At 73.1% G+C, this 19,721-nt stretch carries 23 protein-coding genes and 1 pseudogene; 12 read left to right on the top strand and 12 right to left on the bottom strand.

The window, feature by feature from the left end; all coding sequences use genetic code 11:
- Window positions 1-2 precede the first annotated feature (2 nt).
- The 8 genes from Prum_RS00555 (at window position 3) to Prum_RS00525 (ending at window position 5,964) form a co-directional block, all read left to right on the top strand.
- Complete coding sequence (locus tag Prum_RS00555; protein ID WP_173072966.1) at window positions 3-1,151, top strand: acetyl-CoA C-acetyltransferase; 1,149 nt, start codon at window positions 3-5, stop codon at window positions 1,149-1,151.
- A gap of 73 nt (window positions 1,152-1,224) precedes the next feature.
- Window positions 1,225-1,851, top strand: a complete 627-nt coding sequence (locus Prum_RS00550) for a TetR/AcrR family transcriptional regulator (protein WP_173072964.1) — start codon at window positions 1,225-1,227, stop codon at window positions 1,849-1,851.
- Between the two features lie 53 nt (window positions 1,852-1,904).
- The gene (locus Prum_RS00545; RefSeq protein WP_173072962.1) at window positions 1,905-2,249 is read left to right on the top strand and encodes a nuclear transport factor 2-like protein; all 345 of its coding nucleotides are present in this window, start codon (window positions 1,905-1,907) and stop codon (window positions 2,247-2,249) included.
- Window positions 2,250-2,258: 9 nt separating this feature from the next.
- Complete coding sequence (locus tag Prum_RS00540; RefSeq protein ID WP_218576924.1) at window positions 2,259-3,491, top strand: class I adenylate-forming enzyme family protein; 1,233 nt, start codon at window positions 2,259-2,261, stop codon at window positions 3,489-3,491.
- Window positions 3,469-3,714, top strand: coding sequence for an AMP-binding enzyme (locus Prum_RS49005; protein WP_218576923.1), 246 nt, complete (start codon window positions 3,469-3,471; stop codon window positions 3,712-3,714). The genes Prum_RS00540 and Prum_RS49005 overlap by 23 nt, the downstream gene beginning before the upstream one ends.
- Window positions 3,711-4,730 (top strand): MBL fold metallo-hydrolase, encoded by a 1,020-nt coding sequence (locus Prum_RS00535; RefSeq protein ID WP_173072960.1) that lies wholly within the window; start codon window positions 3,711-3,713, stop codon window positions 4,728-4,730. Before Prum_RS49005 ends, Prum_RS00535 begins: the two co-directional genes overlap by 4 nt.
- 10 nt (window positions 4,731-4,740) lie before the next feature.
- Window positions 4,741-5,037 (top strand): hypothetical protein, encoded by a 297-nt coding sequence (locus Prum_RS00530; protein ID WP_173072958.1) that lies wholly within the window; start codon window positions 4,741-4,743, stop codon window positions 5,035-5,037.
- Window positions 5,038-5,139: 102 nt separating this feature from the next.
- Complete coding sequence (locus tag Prum_RS00525) at window positions 5,140-5,964, top strand: hypothetical protein (protein ID WP_173072956.1); 825 nt, start codon at window positions 5,140-5,142, stop codon at window positions 5,962-5,964.
- A 141-nt stretch (window positions 5,965-6,105) separates the two neighbouring features.
- Here the strand turns inward: Prum_RS00525 and Prum_RS49000 are convergent, their stop codons facing one another.
- The 8 genes and pseudogenes from Prum_RS49000 to Prum_RS00495 form a co-directional block, all read right to left on the bottom strand.
- Window positions 6,106-6,339 carry an FAD-binding protein gene (locus Prum_RS49000; protein ID WP_246278507.1) on the bottom strand — a complete coding sequence of 78 codons (234 nt, stop codon included), beginning with the start codon at window positions 6,337-6,339 and terminating at the stop codon, window positions 6,106-6,108.
- Window positions 6,336-7,373, bottom strand: a complete 1,038-nt coding sequence (locus tag Prum_RS00520; RefSeq protein WP_218576922.1) for an FAD-binding protein — start codon at window positions 7,371-7,373, stop codon at window positions 6,336-6,338. The genes Prum_RS49000 and Prum_RS00520 overlap by 4 nt, the downstream gene beginning before the upstream one ends.
- A gap of 334 nt (window positions 7,374-7,707) precedes the next feature.
- Window positions 7,708-8,370 (bottom strand): annotated as a pseudogene (locus Prum_RS00515) (phosphotransferase family protein); the annotation flags it as partial.
- Window positions 8,370-9,554 (bottom strand): acyl-CoA dehydrogenase family protein, encoded by a 1,185-nt coding sequence (locus Prum_RS00510; protein WP_173072954.1) that lies wholly within the window; start codon window positions 9,552-9,554, stop codon window positions 8,370-8,372. The pseudogene Prum_RS00515 and the gene Prum_RS00510, both read right to left, overlap by 1 nt.
- 1 nt (window position 9,555) lies before the next feature.
- Window positions 9,556-10,791 (bottom strand): ABC transporter permease, encoded by a 1,236-nt coding sequence (locus Prum_RS00505; protein ID WP_281369110.1) that lies wholly within the window; start codon window positions 10,789-10,791, stop codon window positions 9,556-9,558.
- Between the two features lie 65 nt (window positions 10,792-10,856).
- The gene (locus Prum_RS48995) at window positions 10,857-11,246 is read right to left on the bottom strand and encodes an ABC transporter permease family protein (protein ID WP_218576920.1); all 390 of its coding nucleotides are present in this window, start codon (window positions 11,244-11,246) and stop codon (window positions 10,857-10,859) included.
- Window positions 11,246-12,385, bottom strand: a complete 1,140-nt coding sequence (locus Prum_RS00500) for an ABC transporter ATP-binding protein (RefSeq protein WP_173072952.1) — start codon at window positions 12,383-12,385, stop codon at window positions 11,246-11,248. Before Prum_RS00500 ends, Prum_RS48995 begins: the two co-directional genes overlap by 1 nt.
- A gap of 8 nt (window positions 12,386-12,393) precedes the next feature.
- Window positions 12,394-13,455, bottom strand: a complete 1,062-nt coding sequence (locus Prum_RS00495; RefSeq protein WP_173072949.1) for an extracellular solute-binding protein — start codon at window positions 13,453-13,455, stop codon at window positions 12,394-12,396.
- Between the two features lie 131 nt (window positions 13,456-13,586).
- Here Prum_RS00495 and Prum_RS00490 point away from each other — a divergent pair, with 131 nt between their 5' ends.
- From Prum_RS00490 to Prum_RS00475, 4 genes are read left to right on the top strand one after another with little or no spacing between them, the layout of a single operon-like run.
- The gene (locus Prum_RS00490; protein ID WP_173072942.1) at window positions 13,587-14,363 is read left to right on the top strand and encodes an SDR family NAD(P)-dependent oxidoreductase; all 777 of its coding nucleotides are present in this window, start codon (window positions 13,587-13,589) and stop codon (window positions 14,361-14,363) included.
- Complete coding sequence (locus Prum_RS00485; RefSeq protein ID WP_173072940.1) at window positions 14,360-14,974, top strand: TetR/AcrR family transcriptional regulator; 615 nt, start codon at window positions 14,360-14,362, stop codon at window positions 14,972-14,974. Before Prum_RS00490 ends, Prum_RS00485 begins: the two co-directional genes overlap by 4 nt.
- Before the next feature lie 27 nt (window positions 14,975-15,001).
- Window positions 15,002-15,418, top strand: a complete 417-nt coding sequence (locus Prum_RS00480) for a hypothetical protein (RefSeq protein ID WP_218576919.1) — start codon at window positions 15,002-15,004, stop codon at window positions 15,416-15,418.
- Window positions 15,384-15,689, top strand: a complete 306-nt coding sequence (locus tag Prum_RS00475) for an EthD family reductase (RefSeq protein WP_218576918.1) — start codon at window positions 15,384-15,386, stop codon at window positions 15,687-15,689. Before Prum_RS00480 ends, Prum_RS00475 begins: the two co-directional genes overlap by 35 nt.
- Here the strand turns inward: Prum_RS00475 and Prum_RS00470 are convergent.
- From Prum_RS00470 to Prum_RS00455, 4 genes are all read right to left on the bottom strand, one after another.
- A complete protein-coding gene (locus Prum_RS00470) occupies window positions 15,679-16,722 on the bottom strand; it encodes an NADP-dependent oxidoreductase (RefSeq protein WP_173083248.1) in 1,044 nt (347 codons plus the stop codon). The genes Prum_RS00475 and Prum_RS00470 overlap by 11 nt on opposite strands.
- Window positions 16,723-16,724: 2 nt before the next feature.
- Window positions 16,725-17,465 (bottom strand): SDR family NAD(P)-dependent oxidoreductase, encoded by a 741-nt coding sequence (locus Prum_RS00465; RefSeq protein WP_173072936.1) that lies wholly within the window; start codon window positions 17,463-17,465, stop codon window positions 16,725-16,727.
- A complete protein-coding gene (locus tag Prum_RS00460; protein WP_173072934.1) occupies window positions 17,456-18,064 on the bottom strand; it encodes an HAD family hydrolase in 609 nt (202 codons plus the stop codon). Before Prum_RS00460 ends, Prum_RS00465 begins: the two co-directional genes overlap by 10 nt.
- Window positions 18,065-18,148: 84 nt before the next feature.
- Complete coding sequence (locus Prum_RS00455; protein WP_173072932.1) at window positions 18,149-19,645, bottom strand: LmeA family phospholipid-binding protein; 1,497 nt, start codon at window positions 19,643-19,645, stop codon at window positions 18,149-18,151.
- Between the last annotated feature and the right edge of the window lie 76 nt (window positions 19,646-19,721).

The following is a 19,721-nucleotide window of genomic DNA, read 5'->3' as shown; positions in this document are numbered from 1 at the left end:
CGATGCCGGAAGCCTTCATCGTCGACGCCGTCCGCACCCCGGTGGGCCGCCGGGGCGGCGGGCTCAGCGGCGTACACCCCGCGGACCTCGCCGGGCACGTGCTCGCCGCGCTGCTGGACCGGACCGGGGTCGACCCCGGCGCGGTGGACGACGTCTACCTCGGCTGCGTCGGCCAGATCGGCGCGCAGACCGGCAACATCGCGCGCACCGCCTGGCTGGCCGCCGGACTGCCGCAGCACGTGCCGGGCACCACCATCGACCGGCAGTGCGGGTCGTCGCAGCAGGCGGTGCACTTCGCCGCCCAGGCGGTCATGTCCGGCGCCGCCGACCTCGTGGTCGCCGGCGGGGTGGAGGTGATGAGCCTGGTGCCGATCGCCAGCCCGGCGATCCTCGGCGCCCGCGAGGGGATGGGCAACCCGTACGACGGGACGGGCTGGCGCACCCACTTCGGCGACCAGGAGGTGTCCCAGTTCCACGGCGCCGAACTGATCGCCGAGAAGTGGGACGTGTCCCGCCCGGATATGGAGCGCTTCGCGCTGGCCAGCCACCAGCGGGCGGCCGCCGCGTGGGCCGCCGGGGCGTTCGCGGACGAGGTGGTGCCCGCGTTCGGCGTGGCGGCCGACGAGGGCCCGCGTCCGGACACGTCGCTGGACAAGATGGCCGCCCTGAAGCCGCTGCGCGACGGCGGCCGGCTCACCGCGGCGGTGTCGAGCCCGATCTCCGACGGCGCCGCCGCGCTGCTCGTCGCCTCCGCCGACGCCGTACGCCGCCACAACCTGGCGCCGGTGGCCCGGGTGCACGCGATGGCGGTGGTCGGCTCCGACCCGATCTTCATGCTCACCGGCCCCATCCCGGCGACCGAGAAGATCCTGCACCAGTCCGGTCTCGCCATCGACGACATCGACCTGGTGGAGATCAACGAGGCGTTCGCGCCGGTCGTCCTGGCCTGGCAGAAGGAGCTCGGCGCCGACCCGGGGCGCACCAACGCGTACGGCGGCGCGATCGCCCTCGGGCACCCGCTCGGCGCGACCGGCGCCCGGCTGATGACCACGCTCGTGCACCAGCTGCGCCGCACCGGCGGCCGGTACGGCCTGCAGACCATGTGCGAGGGCGGCGGCATGGCCAACGCCACCATCGTCGAACGCCTCTGACGCGAGCCAACTGGAACCGAGTTCAGGTCGCGTCTACGCTGTCGTTCCAAGACGGACAACTCGGGGAGCTTAGATGCCTGCGACGCGGATCGTAGAACCGGACGAGGGGCCTCGCTCCAAGCGTGCCGCGATCCTGTCCGCGGCGATCAAGAGCTTCGGCAAGAACGGGTACGACGCGACGAAGTGGTCGGCGGTGGCGGACCAGGTCGGCATCGGCCAGACCGCGCTCTACCACTACTTCGAGTCCAAGGCGCACTGCCTGCTCACCATCATGCGGATGGAGTTGCAGCGCTCGCACGAGATGTTCGTCAAGGCGACCGCCGGCGAGACCGACCCGATGGCCGCGCTGCGGGCCGCCGTGCGCGCCGCGTACGACGTGTCCGGGCACGACGTGCTGCGCATGCGGATCCTGGAGAACAACGTCGACCTGCTGGCCAACCGGCGCGCGTCCGCCCGGGAGGAGACCGAGCGCGCGGCAGCCCGGGAGCTGGTGCAGCAGATCGAGACATCGTGGACCGAGCTGGTGCAGCGGGGGATGGACGCGGGCGTGTTCGTGCGCCGCGACGCCCGTACCCTCGCGCTGTCCATGCTCGGCATGATCGTCAGCGTGTGGCGCTGGTACCGCCCGCGCGGCACCACCCCGCTGGCCGAGGTGCGCGACCTGATCGAGGACGCCTGCGTCCGGGTTGTGCGGCCGTAGCAGCGGCGTTACAGTCCTAGTAACTGAACTGAACTCAGTTACGGGAGGCTCCGATGGTGCTGCGCGAGTACCTGGCCTGCATGGACAGCTCCGATCCGGACAAGGCCCTGGACTGGGTCGAACCGGACTTCCAATTCCTGATCGCGCTGCCGGGGCGCGAGGTGACCGGCCGGTCCCGGGACGACTTCGCCGCCTACATCGCCGGTCGGGCCGCCACCGAGCGCGTGCACCACGTCCTGCGCGCCGCCGCCGACGGGGACTTCGAGACGGTGTACGGCGTCGTGACGGACGCCGGCGAGCGGGTCGGCGCGTTCCACTCCGCGGCCGTCGTCTCGCCCGCCGGGCGGATGGCGCGCTACCAGGCGTACTTCAGCACGTCGTTCGAGCTCTTCGAGTAGGGGCACGAAGTGCGACAGGTAGTGAGCGAGTTCCGGCGGCGGGACCCGGACGCCGTGGCCGTGATCGACGACTCCGGCTCCCACACCGCGCGGGACCTGCTGCGGCACGCGGACGCCGGCACGCTCTCCGGCACCGTGCTGCTCCAGGCCGACAACTCCTGGCGTACGGTCGCGGCCACGCTCGCGGTCGGGATGAGCGGGGGGACGCTCGCCCTCGTCAACCGGCACAGCACGGCCGCCGAGTTCGCCGCCGCGTTCGAGGACATCCAGCCGGACGTCGTGGTGGCCGAGCCGGCCGCGTTGGCCGAGTGGGCGGTGCCGGGGGACCGCGACGCTCCGGCGCTCGACGGCTGGGTGGCGCGTACCACGGCGGGCCGGCGAGATGTGTCGCGGTGGGGCGGCGGTGTCCTGATCGGGCTGACCTCCGGCTCCACCGGCCGGGCCAAGGGCGTCGTGCAGTCCGAGGCCGCGCTCCGGTACGCCGCCGAGCAGACCATCGCCGTCAACGGACTGCGCCCCGGCGACGCGGTCGCGGCGATCGTGCCACTGTCCTCCACGGCGGCGTACTGCTTCGGCGTCTACCTGTCCCTGCTGCTCGGCGGCCCGCTGGTGCTGTGGGGCCGGTGGGACCCGGCGGCCACCCTGCCCCGGATGGCGCAGACCGAGGCCCGCTGGACCATGTGCGTACCCACGATGGCGCTCCAGTTGGGCGCGGCCGCGGCCGGATCCGGCGCCCTGCACGGCATGCGGGCCATGACGGTGGGCGGCGGCCCGATGAACGCCGGCGCGCTCGGCCGCGCCGAGCGGTCGCTGGGCACCCGGATCCTGCGGGTCTTCGGGATGTCCGAGTGCCTCGGGCACACCTCACCCGCGCCCGAGGACCCACCCGAGATCCGGCTCGGCCGGGACGGCCGCCCGTTCCCGGGCACGCAGCTGCGCGCGGTCGGCGGCGACGGCCGCCCGGTCCGCGCCGGCGAGGTCGGCCAGGCTCAGGTCCGCGGCCCGTCCCTGTTTCTCGGGTACGCCCGCGGCGGCAAGGTGGATCCGCCCGAGCTGACCGCCGACGGGTTCCTGCCGACCGGCGACCTGCTGGTGGTCGGCGACGACGGCACCGTCACGATCATGGGACGGGAGAAGGACGTCATCATCCGCGGCGGCCGCAACATCGACATCACCGAGGTGGAACGGGCGATCGCCAGCCACCCCGGGTCGCGCAGGTGTGCGTGGCCCCGTACCCGATGAGATCCTCGGCGAACGGGCGGCCGCGCTGGTCGTCGTCGCCGACGGCGGCGACCTGCCGCTCGGCGAGGTGACCGCGCACCTGCACGAGCAGGGCCTGTCCAAGGCCAAGTGGCCCGAGTACGTCTTCGCCGTTCCCGACCTGCCGCAGACGGCGGTGGGCAAGCTGTCCCGGGCCGGCGCCCGCTCGCTGGCCGCGTCGCTGGCCGACCGGGGCGCCGCGTGACGGAGCGCGCCGGCCGGGGGCGCTGGGCCGAGGCCGGCCCCGAGACCGTCCGGCCCGGCGTGCACCGGGTGCCGCTGCCGCTGCCCAACGACGGGCTCCGGGCGGTCAACGTCTACCTCCTCGAAGAGGACGGCGGCATCGTGATGGTGGACGGCGGCTGGGCGCTGCCGGCGTCCCGCCGGGCGCTCGAGGACGCCATGGCCGCCCTCGGGTACGACCTGGGCGCCATCACCCGGATCCTGGTCACCCACATCCACCGCGACCACTACACGCAGGCGGTGGCCCTGCGCCGGCTGCTCGGTGCGCGGGTGCTGCTCGGCGCCGGCGAGCGGCCCGGCCTGGAAATGCTCCAGCAGATCCGCACCCGCGCCCCGGTCACCTCGATGGACGTCCTGCGCCGCGCCGGCGCGCACGACCTCGCCGACCGGATCGGCAAGGCGCTCGACGGCGCCGACTTCGACGAGCGCGACTGGGAGGCGCCCGACGAGTGGCTCGGCGCGGGCGTGCTCGACCTCGGCGGCCGGGCGCTGCGCGTCATCCCCACCCCCGGGCACACCAAGGGCCACGTCGTCTACTTGGACGAGGCCGCCGGGCTGCTCTTCGCCGGCGACCACGTGCTGCCGCACATCACCCCGTCGATCGGCTTCGAGCTCGGCGAGCCCGGCCTGCCGCTGGCCGACTACCTGCGTTCGCTGCGCCTGATGACGACGTACGCCGACGCCCGGCTGCTGCCCGCCCACGGACCGGTGGCGGGCAGCACGCACGCCCGGGTCGCCGAACTGCTGGCCCACCACGACCGGCGGCTCGCGGCCACCCGGCGCACGCTGCGCGACGGGCCGGTCGACGGGTACGCGGTGGCGCGCCAGCTCACCTGGACCCGGCGGGAGATCCCGTTCGCCGACCTGGACGACATGAACCAGATGCTCGCCGTCTGCGAGACGGTCGCCCACCTCGACGTGCTGGCCTCCCGCGGCCAGGCCGTGTCCGACGGCGTGCGGTGGACGGACGGGGCGTAGGGTGACCCCGGTGACGTACGCTGACCCAGCGCAGTTGGCGCGCCAAGTTCACGACACGGCCGCCGAGCTTGCCCGCTGCCTGGCGACCGACGTGCGAGTCGACCCCGTGCAGGTGTTCGTGCCGCTGCTGAGTGCCACGCTGCGGCTCAGGGAAATCGCCGAAGAGCTGAGCCGCGCCGCGACATCCGTCGACGAGCCGGCCGCCCGTGCCGCGCACCGCGCCGGCGAGCTCTTCGCCGCGGCCGGTCACCAGCTCACCGTCGCCGTCTCCGGCCTGCGCGACCCCCGAGCGACCGACACCGGCTAGCCCAGGCGACCCGCGCGCACCCGGAGTCTGTCGGGATCGCGATAGGGGGCATTTCGCCGGCAACCGCTGGCGGCTGCGGGGCGGTTGCGCCATCCTCGCCCCGTGCTGGAGGAGCTGTGCGAGCGTCAATGCGGGGTGGTCACCCGCGCGCAGGCTCTGCGCGGCGGCATGACGCTGTCCGAGCTCCGCGCACGGCTGCGTTCGGGTCGGTGGCAGCGCGTATTCGACGGCGTGTTCGCGGCGTTCTCCGGGCCGCTGCCACGGATGGCGCGGCTGTGGGCGGTGCTGCTGCGGGCCGGTCCGGGTGCCGTGCTCAGCCACCACACCGCCGCCGAACTCGCCGGTCTGGTGCCCGCGCAGGATCCCGTCCATGTGACGCTGCCGCCGAGCCGGCGGGTGGCTCGGATTCCTGGCGTGGTGGTGCACGTGTCTCGCGCGGCCGGCGCCGGCCGCCATCCCACCCGGGTGCCTGCGCAGACCCGGGTCGAGGAGACCGTGGTGGACCTGACACAGTCGGCCCGTGACCTCGACGAGGCGATCGGTTGGCTGGCGCGGGCGTGCGGCCAGCGACTCACGACCGCGGCGCGTCTGAGCGAAGCCTTCGGCGCCAGGTTTCGGGTGCGGTGGCGCACGGAGCTGACGGCCGCGCTGCGGGACGTGGCTGACGGCTGCCACTCGGTGCTGGAGATGCGCTACCTGCGACGGGTGGAGCGCGCGCACGGCCTACCCCGTAGCACCCGGCAGCGGGCCCGGCGTCGGCCCGGCGGCCGGTGGTACGACGACGTCTACTACGCCGAGTACCAGGTCGTTGTCGAGGTGGATGGCCGGGCGGCGCACCCCGATGAGCGGCGCTGGCGTGACATGGAGCGCGACAACGCCGGGGTGGCCGCGGGGAGAGCGTCCTGCGCTACGGCCCAGCGGATGTGACGGGCCGGCCGTGCCGCGTCGCCGCACAGGTGGCCACGGTGCTGGCACGCAACGGCTGGACGGGCTCGCTACGCCGCTGCGGCCCTGGATGCGAGTTAACGTGAAGGATTTGAGTCGCTATAGCGACCCGATTCTTTCGCGTTAACGGGTGAGGGCGGTTTGGGCGGCGAGTTGGCCGAAGACTAGGGCTGCGGCTAGGCCGCCGGCGTACGCGTTGTGGTAGAGGCCGCCCGCGTCGGCGCCGGCCGCGAGTAGGCCGGGGATCACGCCACCCTCTGCGGCGCGAACGCGGGCGTCGGGGGTGATGAGGAGGCCGCCGAAGGTGAACGTGATGGCGGGGGCGGCCTCCAGGACGTAGAAGGGCGGCTCGGTCACCGGGCCGTCGAGGGCCTCGATCGCCGCCCGGATCTTCGGGCCGGGGTAGCCCCACTCGGGGGCATGTCGTCCAACTCGTCCAGGCTGTGCGCGACCGCGCAGCGGGCCCCGCGGCGGCTGGCGAGGGCGAACCTGTCCAGCTTCGGTGCGCCCTCCACATAGGACTGGGTGATGTGGTCCCGGTACGCGGCCGCGTCCGCGACGAGCAGTCCGCGCGCCTGCGGCTGGTGCACCAGGGCGATCGTGGTGAGGTGGTCGCCGAGCGTCTCGTCGATGAAGCGTTCGCCGTCGAGGTTGAAGAGCAGGGAGTGCTGGCTGAAGTACAGCGCCAGGTCGACGTACAGGGACGGGTCGCTGAGCGGGACGCCGGCGGGGATCAGGTGGCCGTAGAAGCCGGCCCCGTCGGTGCCGAACGCCGCGCCGGCCGCCTGGCCCAGCCGCAGGCCGTCGCCGGTGCTCCACGGGTTGCCGCGCAGTTCGATGTCGCGCGCCCGCGGGTGGATCAGGCTGGCCCGCAGGTCCGGGTCGCCCTGGTACCCGCCGGTGGCCAGCAGGGTCCAGCGGGCGTCGACCTGTTGGGTGGAGCCGTCCGGCAGGCGCAGGGTCGCCCCGGTGACCGCTGCGCCGGAGGACAGGAGCGACGTGACGCGGGTACGGGTCAGCACCTGCCCGCCGTGTTCCTTGATCCGCTGTTCGCAGCGTGCGATGTAGTGGTTCGTGTCGAACTGGTGGCCGCGGCCGTAGCCCAGGACGGTCACCGCGGGGCGGCAGTCGACGCCGAGCGAGCGGATCCATTCCACGCCGCCGGGAAAGCCGTCGACCAGCCGCGCGCCGAGGGCCTGGTCGCCGTCGGGGTTGACCTCGCGGAGCACGTCCACGGTCGGCGCGGTCCAGGCGTACCCGGCGTAGACGGCGGATCCGCCGGTGTGGTCGCCCTTCTCGGCGACCAGCACGCGGGCCCCGGCGGTGGCGGCGGTCGCGGCGGCGGTGAGCCCGGCCATGCCGCCGCCGATCACGAGCAGGTCGACCGTCATGATGAACCCCCAGCGTGTCGAGGCCCGCGTCCAGCAGGGCGGGTACGGCCGAGCCGACGGCGTCGAAGCCGGGGCCGACGGTCTGGCCGGCGAGGTGGCGGGCGTGGATGCCCTCGGCGATGACGGCCAGCTTCAGGTAGCCCAGCGCGCGGTAGAAGGAGAGCCGGCTCAGGTCGCGGCCGGAGCGGGCGGCGTACCGCGCGGCCAGTTCGGGGCCGGTCGGAAAGCCGGGGTTGGCGGTGGGGGCGTGGCGTACGCCCAGCACCGGCGCGCAGACCGGGTCCCAGTAGACGAGCATCAGCCCCAGGTCGGCGAGCGGGTCGCCGAGCGTGGCCATCTCCCAGTCCACGATCGCCCGGACCGTGCCGGGGTCGCCGGCGTCGAGGATGGCGTTGTCGAGCCGGTAGTCGCCGTGCACGATCGCCGCACCGCTCTCCGGCGGTGTCGCCCGCTCCAGCGCGCGGTGCAGAGCATCCAAGGTGGACAGTGAGCGGGTGGCGACCCGGGACCACTGGCCACGCCAGCGCCGCACCTGCCGTCCCAGGTAGCCCACCGGCCGGCCGAAGTCGGCCAGGCCCACCTCGTGAGGGTCGACCGCGTGCAGTCGGGCCAGCTCGTCGACCAGCGCCTCGGCGCACCGCCGGGCGTCGGCGGGGGCGAGCGTCGCGGCGAGGTCGCCGTCGCGCAGCACCGCGCCGTCCACAAAGGACATGACGGTGAACGGCGCGCCGATGACGTCGGGATCGGGGCAGTAGCAGACCGCCCGTGCCACCGGTACGCCACTGCGACCCAGCGCGGCCACCACGCGGTACTCGCGGGCCATGTCGTGCGCGGTCGGGGTGAGCGTGCCCAGCGGTGGCCGGCGCAGCACCCAGCGGCTGTGCCCGTCCGTCACCTCGTACGTGAGGTTGGACTTCCCGCCCGTGATGAGGCTGAGCGTGAGCGGGCCCCGCACGCCGGGGACGTGCGCGGCGAAGTACGACTCCAGCGCGTCCATCAGGTGAACGACCGCACCGCGCGCCGGGCGATGGCCCACCGGTGCGTCTCGGAGGGCCCGTCGTAGATGCGGAACGGCCGGACCTCGCGCAGCAGGCGGGACAGCGGCAGGTCCGCGGAGATGCCGAGGGCGCCGCACACCTGCACGGCCCGGTCCACGATCCGGCCCACCGCCTCGGACACGAACGTCTTGGTGATGGAGGTGTGCTGCGCGCCCGGCCGGCCCTGGTCCAGCTCCCAGCACGCCCGCCACAGCAGCGCCCGGCTGGCCTCGATGTCGATCTCCGTGTCGGCCAGCATCTGCTGCACCATGCCCAACTCGGCCAGCGGCCGGCCGAACGCGGACCGGCTCGCGGCGCGTTCCAGGGCGATGTCCCGGGCCCGGCGGGCGGCGCCCAGCCAGCGCATGCAGTGCGTCAGCCGGGCCGGGCCGAGCCGCACCTGGGCGTACGCGAAGCCCGCGTCGACCTCGCCGAGGACCTGCTCGTCCCCGACGAGACAGCCGTCGAAGGCCAGCTCGCTGTGCCCGCCGAACAGGCCCTCGTCGAGGGTCTCCAGGTTGCGGACGAGCTTCATGCCCGGGGTGCCGGCGTCGACGAGGAACATCGTCGCGCCGCCCGCGTCGCCGGGCGTACCACTGGTGCGGGCCATGCAGATCGCGAACGCGGCGCCGTCCGCGCCGCTGATGAACCACTTGCGTCCGTCGATCCGCCAGCCGCCGGCGACCCGGGTGGCGGTGGTGGCCAGGGCGCGCGGGTCGGAGCCGGCGCCCGGCGCCGGCTCGGTCATCGCGAAGCAGGACCGGACCTCGCCGGCGGCCAGCGGGCGCAGGTACCGTTCCCGCTGCTCCGCCGTCGCCACCGTGTGGAGCAGGTGCGTGTTGCCCTCGTCGGGTGCCGCGCAGTTCATGGCGAGCGGGCCGAGCAGCGAGTAGCCGGCCTCCTCGAAGACCACGGCCTGCCCGCGCAGGTCCAGGCCGAGGCCGCCAAATTCCCGGGGTACGTGCGGCGCGAACACGCCGGCGTCCCGGGCCGCCTGTTGCAGCCGGTGCCGCAGCGGCTCGGGGGCGTCGTGCACCGACCCGCCGCAGGCCCGCTCCTCGGGGATGACCACGTCCCGGACGAACTCGGCGGTGCGCCGGGCGATGCCGGCCACCTCGTCGCTGATGGAGAACGAAATGGTCATGTCACAACTTGTCGAAGATGTCGGAGCCGGCCACGGCCATCGCCACGAACACGCCGGCCCCCGTCACCAGCGTCATGACCAGGGCGATCGCGGCGACCAGGGGGTACGAGCCGTTGCCCCAGTAGTCGAACAGGATGGTGCCCATGACCTGCGTGGTGGGCGCCCGGACCAGCAGCGACGCGGTGAACTCGTGGGTCAGCAGCACGAACATCAGCGCCGCCGCCCCGGCGATGGTGGGGCGCAGCAGCGGCAGCATGATCTCCGTGGTGGTCCGCACCGGCCCGGCCCCGCTGGTCCGCGACGCCTCCTGGTACGCGTCGCCGAGCGCCACCATCCCGGCCAGCTGCATCCGGGTGGTGAACGGCAGCATGAGCGTCACGTAGACCAGCACGATCACCTCGCGGGTGCCGTACAGGATGAACGGCTCCCGGCTGTACGTGAGCAGGAAGCCGGCGCCGAAGACCACGGCGGGGATGCCCAGCGGCATGGCCACGATGAAGTCGACGGCGGCCCGGATGATCGGGAACTTGCGCCCCTTGAGCAGCAGCGAGGCGGCGACGAAGCCCACCGGGAGGGCGATCGCCACGGAGATGACCGAGATGGTGAGGCTGTTGACGATCGCGTCGGTGATGCCCGACTCGGCGAACACCTGCCGGAAGTTGGCCAGCGTGAAGCCGCCCGGGTCGACCGAGCCGCTCCAGAACGGGGACAGCGACACCAGCGCGAGCGCGCCGAGCGGCAGCCCGAGGGCCAGCACGCTGTAGGTGAGGATGCCGGCGACGGCCAGCCGCGAGGGCCGGCTCGTGGCCCGGAACGCCTTGCCGCCGTGCGTGACGAACCGGCTGTGGTCGCCCAGGATCACCTTCTGCAGGACGACCACCGCGATGCCGAACAACAGCAGCGGCGACCCGATCGCGGCCGCCCGGCCGTAGTCGATCGGGCTCTGCGAGACCGCCACGTACATGTCGGTGGTGAGCACGTTGATGCCGCCGGTGCGCCCCAGCAGCAGCGGGCCGGTGAACTGCCCCAGGCCCAGCAGCAGCGCGACGAAACCGCCGTACACCAGGCTCGGCCGCAGCAGCGGCAGCGTGACCCGGAAGAACACGCCGACCGCCGACGAGCCGCTCACCTGCGCGGCCTCGATCAGCTCGGAGTTGATGCCGGCGAAGCCGGAGCTGACGAACAGGTAGACGAACGCGGTCAGCCCGAAGCCGGTGATGACCACGATCCACGGCAGCGAGTAGACGTCGACCGGCCCCTCCTGCAGGTGGTTCCACCAGGGCAGGTTGCGCAGCAGCGCGTTCAGGTAGCCGGGGCGGGGGAGAACAGGAACGCCCAGCCGGTCACCGCGGCCACCGCCGGCACGACGATCGGCAGGATCGGCAGCGCCCGCAGCAGCCGCAGCCGCGGTGGCAGCCGGGTCGCCGCCCAGGCCAGCAGCGTGCCGAGGACCAGCGCGATGGCCAGCGAACCGAGCGCCAGGCCGACCGTCGTACGCAGCGTCTGCGCCACCTCCGGCCGGTCGAAGGCGGCCTCGTACCCGCGGGCGCCGTCCTCGAAGGCCAGCCGTTGCAGGCCGACGAGCGGCGCGATCACCAGGTAGCCGATCCCGGCGAGGAACGCGAGCGCGGCGAGCCGCGGCAGCAGCCGCCGCGTGCGGGTCAGCGCCAGGGGCATCGCGGGTGCGCTCATCACGCCCCCACTGCCGCGGCCGGCCGGTGCCCGGCGATCCGTTCGTCGCCGGCGCCGTAGTAGATGGCCGCCTGGTCGGCGTACCAGGCCGTCACCGGCTCTCCCGCCGCGAGGTGCCGGACCCAGGCGTTCCCGGCCAGGGGCGTCTTGGCGTGTAGGCGGGTGCCGCCGGCCGAGACCACCACGTCCATGTGCCGGCCGCCGAACTGCGCGTCGACGACCTGCGCGGGCAGGCCGATCGCGCCCGGGGGCGGCCGCTGGTCGGGCTGGGCCAGCAGCACGTCGTCGGGGCGCAGCCGGACCGCGACCTCGGCGTGCTCCCGCGGCACCGGAATGTCGCCGGTCACCGGCTCGTCGCCGGCGGCCCAGCCACCGCCGGTGCGGCGCAGGACCAGCCGGTTCGACATGCCGATGAACCCGGCGACGTACTCGGTGGCCGGCTCCTCGAACACCCGCTGCGGCGTGTCGAGCTGCTCGATCCGGCCCGCCCGCATGATGGCCAGGCGGTCGCCCAGGGCCAGCGCCTCGCTCTGGTCGTGGGTGACGAACACGGCGGTGAAGCCCAACCGCGCGTGCAGCTCGTGCAGCTGGGCGCGGACCTGGTCGCGCAGGCGGGCGTCGAGGTTGCTCATCGGCTCGTCGAACAGGACCAGGTCGGGCCGGGCCACCAGGCCGCGGGCCAGTGCGACCCGCTGCTGCTGCCCGCCGGACAGCTGCGCGGGGTAGCGGTCGAGGAGGCCGGCGCAGTCGACCAACCGCGCCGTCTCCTCGATCCACTCCCGCGACTGGTCGCGGCCCACCCGGCGGGCCCGCAGCGGGTACCCGATGTTGCGGCGTACCGTCATGTGCGGCCAGAGGGCGTACGACTGGAAGACCATCCCGATCCGCCGCTTGTTCGGCGGCAGGTTGACCTTTGCGCGCACGTCCAGCACGGTCTGGCCGCCCAGCGAGATACGTCCCTCGTCGGGCGTTTCCAGGCCGGCCAGGCTACGCAGCGTGGTGATCTTCCCGCAGCCGCTGGGGCCGAGCAGCACGACGAACTCGCCCGACTCGATCTCCAGCGACAGGCCGTCCACCGCGACCGCCGGCGGCTTGCCGGCGAACCGCTTGGTCAGGCCCTCGATCCGCACCTGGGACATCGGAATCCTTACTGGAAGAGGGACTTCCACTTCTTCTGGTACGCGGCCACGGCGTCCGGCGTGAGCTTGGACGGGTCCTGGAGGCGGACCTTGTCGTTCGTGATCAGCGTGCCCGGCACGTTGGCCAGCACGGAACCGGCCGACGGGGTGATCAGCTCCTGCCCCTTTTCGGTCACCATGAAGTTGGCCAGGAGCTGGGCGGCGTTCGGGTGCGGGCCGCTCTTGAGCACCATGCCGTAGTACCGGGAGCCCCAGGCGCCGCTCGGCGGCATCTTGAAGTCCACCGGTGCGCCCTTGGCCTTGGCGGGCACCAGCGCGATCGGCGCCACGAAGCTGCCGGCGGCGATCTCGCCGGACGCCATCGCCTCACCCATCGGCAGCGAGCTGGGGTAGATGCGCGGCTTCTGCGCGGCCAGCTTGGTCACGAAGTCGGCGCCGTACGTCTCCTCCAGCCACAGGTAGAAGTCGACGATCGACGGCGCGGTGGGCTCGATGACGCCGATCTTGCCGGTGAGCGCCGGGTCGAGCAGGTCCGGGTAGTCGGTCAGGCCCTTGGGGTACAGCTTGGTGTTCCAGCCGAACGTGAGCACGGCCGAGTTGGTCTCGAAGTAGTTGCCGTCGTGGACGTACTGCTTGGCGTCGTAGGTGCCCTTGCCGGTCAGCTCGGGGCCGGTCGGCGCGAGGAAGCGCCCCGCCTTGGCCTGCGTCTGGACCCAGGACAGGCTCGCGTTGACGTACATGTCGGCGATGCCCTTGCCGGTCTGGAACTCGGTCTCGACCTTGACGCTCAGGTCGCCGTCGACGCCGCGGACGGTCTCCACGTCGATCCCCGGGTATTCCTTCTCGAACTCGGCGGCGAAGTTGTTCAGCGCGTCCAGGCCCTGCGCCGAGTAGATGGTGACCTTGCCTTCCTTCTTGGCCGCGGCGACCAGCGCGTCGATGCCGGCGTCGGCCGACACCACGGTGTCGGACTTGTCGTCGTTGCCGCCGCCGCACGCGGCGACCATCAGGGTGGTTATCAGCAGCAGGACGAGGGGAAAGCCCCCGCGCCGTCTCGAATTGGCTCCCATACTCGGCTCCCTAAAGTGAAACCGGCTTAGCGTTCTTGCTGGACAGGGGCCCGGCTAGCTAAGATTTCGAGGAAGTTACCAAACTGAACTCGGTTTTGGCAAGGGTGGCGATGAGCGCTCGACTGGACGGCATGACCTTCGTAATCACCGGTGCGGCGCAGGGCATCGGGGCGGCCACGGCGCGGATGGCGGCGGCCCGGGGAGCCAGCGTCGTGGTGGCCGACGTCGACGACGGCGCGGGCGCGCGTACGGCCGAGGACATCGCCGCCGCCGGTGGCCGCGCGACGTACCGGCACTGCGACGTGACCGACCCGGACCAGGTGCGCGACCTGATGCGCGCGGCCGACGAGGCGTACGGCGGGATCGACGTGCTGCACAACAACGCGGGCGTCCACGAGACCGCGCTGGGCGTACCGGTGTCGATCGAGGAGATGCCGCTGGACGCCTGGGACCGGGTCGTCGCGGTCAACCTGCGCGGGCCGTGGCTGTGCGCCAAGTTCGCCGTGCCGTACCTGAAGAAGAGCCGGCACGGCCCCTCCATCATCAACGCCGGCTCCACCGGCTCGTGGGTCGGCGGCATGTCCAGCCTCGCGTACGGCGCCAGCAAGGGCGGCCTCGCGCTGCTCACCAAGAACCTCGCCGTCGAGCTGGCCCCGTACGGCATCCGGGTCAACTGCTACTGCCCGAGCGCCACCGAGACCCGCATGGTCGAGGACTACCTCGCGGCGGGGGACGACCGGGAGGCGCGGCTGCGCACGCTCGCCCGGACCCAACTGGTTTCCCGCATCGGGCAGCCGGACGACATCGCGCACCTGGTCTGCTTCCTGGCCAGCGCGGAGGCCGCGTACGTCAACGGCGCGGTCTGGCTCATCGACGGCGGCTCGCTCGCCTGGAGGGGTACCCGATGACCATCATGGACAGTGACGCCGGCCCGCGGTCCAAGCGCGCCGCGATCCTCGCGGCCGCCGTCGGCTGCTTCGGCGAGTTCGGGTACGAGGCGACGAAGTGGTCGACCGTGGCCGACCGGGTCGGTATCGGGCAGACGGCGCTCTACCACTACTTCGAGTCCAAAGCGCACTGCCTGCTGACCATCATGCACGCCGAGTTGCACCGTTCCCACGAGCGCTTCCTGGAGGCGACCGCGGGCGTCGACCCGGCGGACGGCCTGCGGGCGGCGCTGGCCGGCGCGTTCGACGTCACCGAGCGCGAGGTCCTGCAGATGCGCATCCTGCAGAACCACATCGACCTGCTGGAGATCCCGCGCGCCTCGGCCCGCGAGGAGGAGTCCCGGCAGGCCGCCCGCGCCCTGGTGCACGACATCGAGATGGCCTGGACCGGGCTGCTCGACCGCGGGATGGCGGCCGGCGCGTTCCCGGCCCGCGACCCGCACACGCTCGCCCAGGCCGTGCTGGGCCTGCTGGTGAGCGTCTGGCGGTGGTACCGCTGGGGCGGGCGGCTGGACCTGGCGGCGGTCCGCGATTTCTACGCCGGCTGCGCCTTGCGCATGGTGCTATCTTGAACTGAATTCAGGAAGGGAGTGCCCGCGGTGCTGGTCCGCTGGTTCGAGATCATGGACAGCGATGTACCCGACGACGTCCTCGGCCTGCTCGCCGAGGACTTCCAGTTCTCCGTCGTCTTCTCCACCGGCGACGACACCACCGCCCGCGACTTCGCCGGCGGCCGGGACGCGATGGTGGGCTACCTGGAGCAGCGCGAGAAGGGCACCCGCGTGCACCGGCTGCTGGCCACCGGCGCGAGCGGCGAGACCGAGTTCGCGCTCGGCGAGGTGATCCGGCTCGGCGAGTGGGAGGCGAGCTTCGTCGCCTCCGCGCTGCTGGACGGCCAGGGTCGGCTCCGCCGGCTCATCATCGGCCGTTCCCCCGGCGTCGCGTTTCCGGCGGGGAGTGACCGCCGTGTACAACCTCGTCGTGCTCGCGTCGCGCCCGCCGGAGTGGAGCCATGAGCAGTTCATCGCGTGGTGGCGGGGCGAGCACGCCGGCGTCACCCTGGCCCTGCCCGGCCTGCGGCGATGGCGGCACATGGCCGTCGACCGGGCGCTGGAGCCGCGCTCCGAGGGCTGGGACGGGCTGTCGGTGCTGAGCTTCGACACCGCCGAGGACCTCGACCTTGCGCTGGCGAGCCCGGAGTGGAAGGCCGCGATCGCGCATGTCGGCCCGATGCGGGGCCGGCGGATCGCGGTGATGGGGCCGGAGGCCGAGCTGTTTACCGCGTGATCCGTACCAGGGTCTTGCCGGTATTGTCGCCACGCAACAGGCCGGCGAGCGCGGCCGGCGCCCGCTCCAGGCCGTCGACGACCGTCTCGCGGTAGCGCAGCCGCCCGGCGCGGATCCAGGCGCCCACCTCCCGGGTCATCTCGGGTATCAGGTGCGCCATCGCGCTGGCCCGGAACCCGCGGATCGTCAGGCTCTTGGTGACCGCCAGCATCAGGTTGTCCGGGCCTGGCGCCGACCGCTCCGCCGCGTACTCGGAGATCATGCCGCAGATCGCGACGCGGCCGTGCGGGCGCAGCGCGCCGATCGCGGCGCGGAGGTGGTCGCCGCCCACGTTGTCGAAGTACACGTCGACGCCGTCCGGTGCCGCCTCGGCCAGCAGGTCGGGGAGCGGGCCGGCGCGGTAGTCGAACGCGGCGTCCACGCCGACCTCGTCCAGCAGGTAGCGCACCTTCGCGGCGGAGCCGGCGCTGCCGATGACGCGGTGGCCGCGCAGCTTCGCGATCTGGGCGACGAGGCTGCCGACGGCGCCGGCCGCGGCGGAGACCCACACGACGTCGCCGTCGCGCAGCCCGGCCACGTGCAGCAGGCCGGCGTACGCGGTGAGCCCGTTGGCGCCGAGCGCCCCGAGGTACGCCTGCGCCGGCGCGGCCCGCACGTCGAGCCGGCGCAGCGTGCCCACGCCGCCGAGCGCGGGCTGACCGGCCGCGACGACCGCGTAGTCCCGCCAGCCGGCGGCGTGCCACACCGTGTCGCCCGCGGCGAAGCCGTCCGCGTGGGAGGCCACCACCTCGCCGACCGTCATGACTCCGTCCAGCGGTCGTCCCAGCGGGAACGCCGGGAAGTACCCAGGCGGTGCCGTCTCGCGCAGCCGCAGCCGGAGCGCGGCGTCGACCGAGGTCCACGTGTTGCGGACCAGCACCTCGCCCGTACCCGGCTCGGGCACCGGCACGTCGACCAGCCGGAAGTCCGCCGGCCGCACCTCGCCCCGCGGGTACGCGACCGGCCAGACCTCCCGGCTGGTCACTGAACCCAGGGTCACCGGGCCGTCCAGCCGCCGTCGACGTAGAGCTCGCTGCCGGTCATGAACGTCGCGTCTTCGCTGGCCAGGAACGCGATCGCCGCCGCCACCTCCTCGGGCCGGCCGAGGCGGCGCATCGGCGTACCGTCCACCATCGCCCGCTCCCGCGGGGTGCCGCTGGTGCGCTCGATCAGCGTGCCGGTCGCGATGAACCCGGGATGGACCGAGTTGACGCGGACGCCGCGCTCCGCCCAGTGCAGGGCGGCGTTCTTGGTCATCACCCGGACCGCGCCCTTGGCCGCGTGGTACGAGAAGCTCGACCCGAAGCCGCCGACGGTGCCGAAGATGGAGCAGACGTTGACGATGGCGCCGCCGCCGGTGGCCTCGATGACCGGGCCGGCGTGCTTCATGCCCAGCCACACACCGCGCTGGGTGACCGCCTCCACCTCCTGCCAGGTCTCCAGCGTCTCCGACTCCACGGTCGTGAAGTGGCCGATGCCGGCGTTGTTGACCAGCACGTGCAGGCCGCCCAGGGAGGCGACGACCCGCTCCCACGCCCCTTCGTCGGAGACGTCCAGCGCGTACGGCTCCGCGCTCGCCCCGGACTCGCGCAGTTCCTTGGCGAGCGCGGCGCACCGCCCCGCGTCCAGGTCGGTGACCACGACCGCCGCGCCCTCGGCGGCCAGCCGGCGCGCGGTCGCCGCGCCGATGCCGCCGGTCGCGCCGGTGACCAGCGCCGTCTTCCCGGTCAGTCGCATGGGTCCTCCAGTTTCCTGCCGAAGAGCCGCTCCAGCGCGGCGATCGTGTCCGCGGTGTTGTCGTGGCGCACCGTCGCCATGCCCAGCCGCGCGGCCGGCTTGAGGTTGCCGCCGAGGTCGTCGACGAACACGCAGTCCCGCGGCGGCAGCCCGACCGCCGCGGCGCCGAGCCGGTAGATCTCGGGGGCGGGCTTGCGCACGCCCGCCTCGGCGGACAGCACCACGCCGTCGAACAGCTCCGCGAGCAGCGGCTGGTCGTACCCGGAAAGGCCCCAGGAGTTCGAGACCAGCCCGGTGCGGATGCCGTGGCGGCGGGCCTGCCGCACGGCGGCGGCCATGCGGCGGTCGACGGTCGCGCCGGCCATCATCCGCGCGATGAGGTCGCCGGCCGGTACGCCCAGCAGCGCCGCGAACTCCGCCTCGAACGACGCGGCCGGCAGCGTGCCGTCCTCCAGGCCGGCGAGCAGCGGCTGAGCCGGCCCGCGCAGCAGGTCCACGACCCGGTCGTCCGGCAGCCCTTCGGCCCGGCAGAAGGCCGCGAACGACGCGAAGACGCTCGTGGTGAGCACGCCACCGTAGTCCACCAAGAGCCCTCGCACCGGACAGCCTCCAGTCAACCTCCACCTAACTGAACCAAGTTTGGTTTGGTTGGTCGGCGCCGTCAAGCCACGGATCTTGGATGATCAGCAGGTGCTGCCGGTCAGCTGCCCCTTCTGGAGGGTCACGTCCTTGCCGCTCAGCGTGATCCGCAGCCCTTCGGGGAGGACCTCGACCGCGCGGTACTCCAGGTTGGCCGGCAGGGCCTGCAGCGGGTACGAGGTCTCCCGCGCCCGCACCTGGGACAGCACGTTGTCGGCCGGGAAGAGGAAGCCGAACATCTCGATCTGCTGCGGCGCGATGTCGAGCTTCGCGCCGGCGATCGTGGGCTTGGCGTAGAGGACGATGGGGGTCGGCGTGCCGTCCGGGTTGCCGCCCTTGGTGGTCGCGGTCAGCAGCCCGCCCTCTGCGCCGAACGTGGTCGGCCGGCCGTCACCGGTGGACAGTTCGGAGAACGGCTGGACGGTGACGCCGCCCACGGCCACCTTGACGCCGCCGCTGTCGACGCTCACCGACCGGTACCGCACCCCACTGGGCAGCGCGGGCAGCTCGCGACTGAGCGACTCCTGCTTGATCTGGCTCAGCACCAGCCTGGCGAGCAGGTCGTCGGGCGGGCGGTTGGCGCCGAGGATCTCGACCGACTGCGGCACCAGGTTCAGCGTGCCGCCGCTCAGCCGGGGCGCGGTGTGGATGGTCAGCGGGATGTTGACGATCGGCTCCACGCTCAGCGCGGTGGAGATGCCCAGCAGCCCGTTCGCGGCCTGGTAGGTGACCGCGCGGCCGTCCACCTCCTTGGGGAGGTTGGTCAGCGGCTCGACGGCGACGCCGCCGAGCTCGACGTGTACGCCGTCCGCCTTCGGGGTGATCGACTTGTAGGTCACCCCGGCCGGCAGCGCGGGCAGCTCCTGCTTGCGTTCCCCGCCGGCCAGGCTGGCGACCTGGTTGGCCGGCAACGTCTTGCCGAACAGTTGCAGCCGTTGCGGCACCGCCACGACCGACTCGCCGCGCAGCTCCATCTTCAGGAAGAGCTTGGCCGTGACGTTCTTCGCGTTCTCCGCCGGAGACACCGTCTTGACGGTCAGCTGGCCGTCCGGAGCCTGCCCGTACGTGGTCGGCGGCTCGCCCGGCGTGGTCGGCATGTTGGCGAAGCCGACCGTGATGGACGCGTCCATGCTGCCGACGCGGGTGGTGCCCGGCTCGGGCTGGCTGACGTCGCGCAGCGTGGCGTCGAAGGTGGCGTGCTGGGTGTCGCCGATGGTCACGTCCGGCACGGTCAGCCGCACCTCGGACATACGCTGGCGCAGCAGTTGCGGGACGAGGCGGCCGCCGCCGACCGTGACCGTCGGCGGCTGCGCGAGGCTGCCGGGGCAGGCGACCTGGCTGGACACCCGCTCGGTGACCAGGCCGGCGAGGTAGCCGTCCAGGAAGGGCAGCGGCAGCAACAGCACCGCCAGCGGGAGGGCCAGCAGCGGTACCAGGCCGAAGGCCAGCAGCTTGGCGCGCCGCCCCCGCAGGAAGCGGCTACCGGCCGCGTGTGCCCGTTTCGCCCTCGTGGTGCCCGTGGCAGGTATGAGCGTCTCCACGCGCCACCTCCCATCCACCGGCGTCGACAACGTCGTAATTACCGGCCAGTACGGTGTGCGGCGTGCAGCAGTTCAA

It is taken from the genome of Phytohabitans rumicis, from assembly GCF_011764445.1.
Classification (GTDB): domain Bacteria; phylum Actinomycetota; class Actinomycetes; order Mycobacteriales; family Micromonosporaceae; genus Phytohabitans; species Phytohabitans rumicis.
Note: the sequence above shows the minus strand (reverse complement) of the source record. Positions and strands in the feature narration are given on the sequence as shown.

Bases quoted from the DNA above. Each gene is read 5' to 3' on its own strand.
- Prum_RS00555 (WP_173072966.1), top strand. From the start codon at position 3: ATGCCGGAAGCCTTCATCGTCGACGCCGTCCGCACCCCGGTGGGCCGC.
- Prum_RS00550 (WP_173072964.1), top strand. From the start codon at position 1,225: ATGCCTGCGACGCGGATCGTAGAACCGGACGAGGGGCCTCGCTCCAAG.
- Prum_RS00545 (WP_173072962.1), top strand. From the start codon at position 1,905: ATGGTGCTGCGCGAGTACCTGGCCTGCATGGACAGCTCCGATCCGGAC.
- Prum_RS00520 (WP_218576922.1), bottom strand. From the start codon at position 7,373: ATGACGGTCGACCTGCTCGTGATCGGCGGCGGCATGGCCGGGCTCACC.
- Prum_RS00510 (WP_173072954.1), bottom strand. From the start codon at position 9,554: ATGACCATTTCGTTCTCCATCAGCGACGAGGTGGCCGGCATCGCCCGG.
- Prum_RS48995 (WP_218576920.1), bottom strand. From the start codon at position 11,246: ATGAGCGCACCCGCGATGCCCCTGGCGCTGACCCGCACGCGGCGGCTG.
- Prum_RS00500 (WP_173072952.1), bottom strand. From the start codon at position 12,385: ATGTCCCAGGTGCGGATCGAGGGCCTGACCAAGCGGTTCGCCGGCAAG.
- Prum_RS00495 (WP_173072949.1), bottom strand. From the start codon at position 13,455: ATGGGAGCCAATTCGAGACGGCGCGGGGGCTTTCCCCTCGTCCTGCTG.
- Prum_RS00490 (WP_173072942.1), top strand. From the start codon at position 13,587: ATGACCTTCGTAATCACCGGTGCGGCGCAGGGCATCGGGGCGGCCACG.
- Prum_RS00485 (WP_173072940.1), top strand. From the start codon at position 14,360: ATGACCATCATGGACAGTGACGCCGGCCCGCGGTCCAAGCGCGCCGCG.
- Prum_RS00465 (WP_173072936.1), bottom strand. From the start codon at position 17,465: ATGCGACTGACCGGGAAGACGGCGCTGGTCACCGGCGCGACCGGCGGC.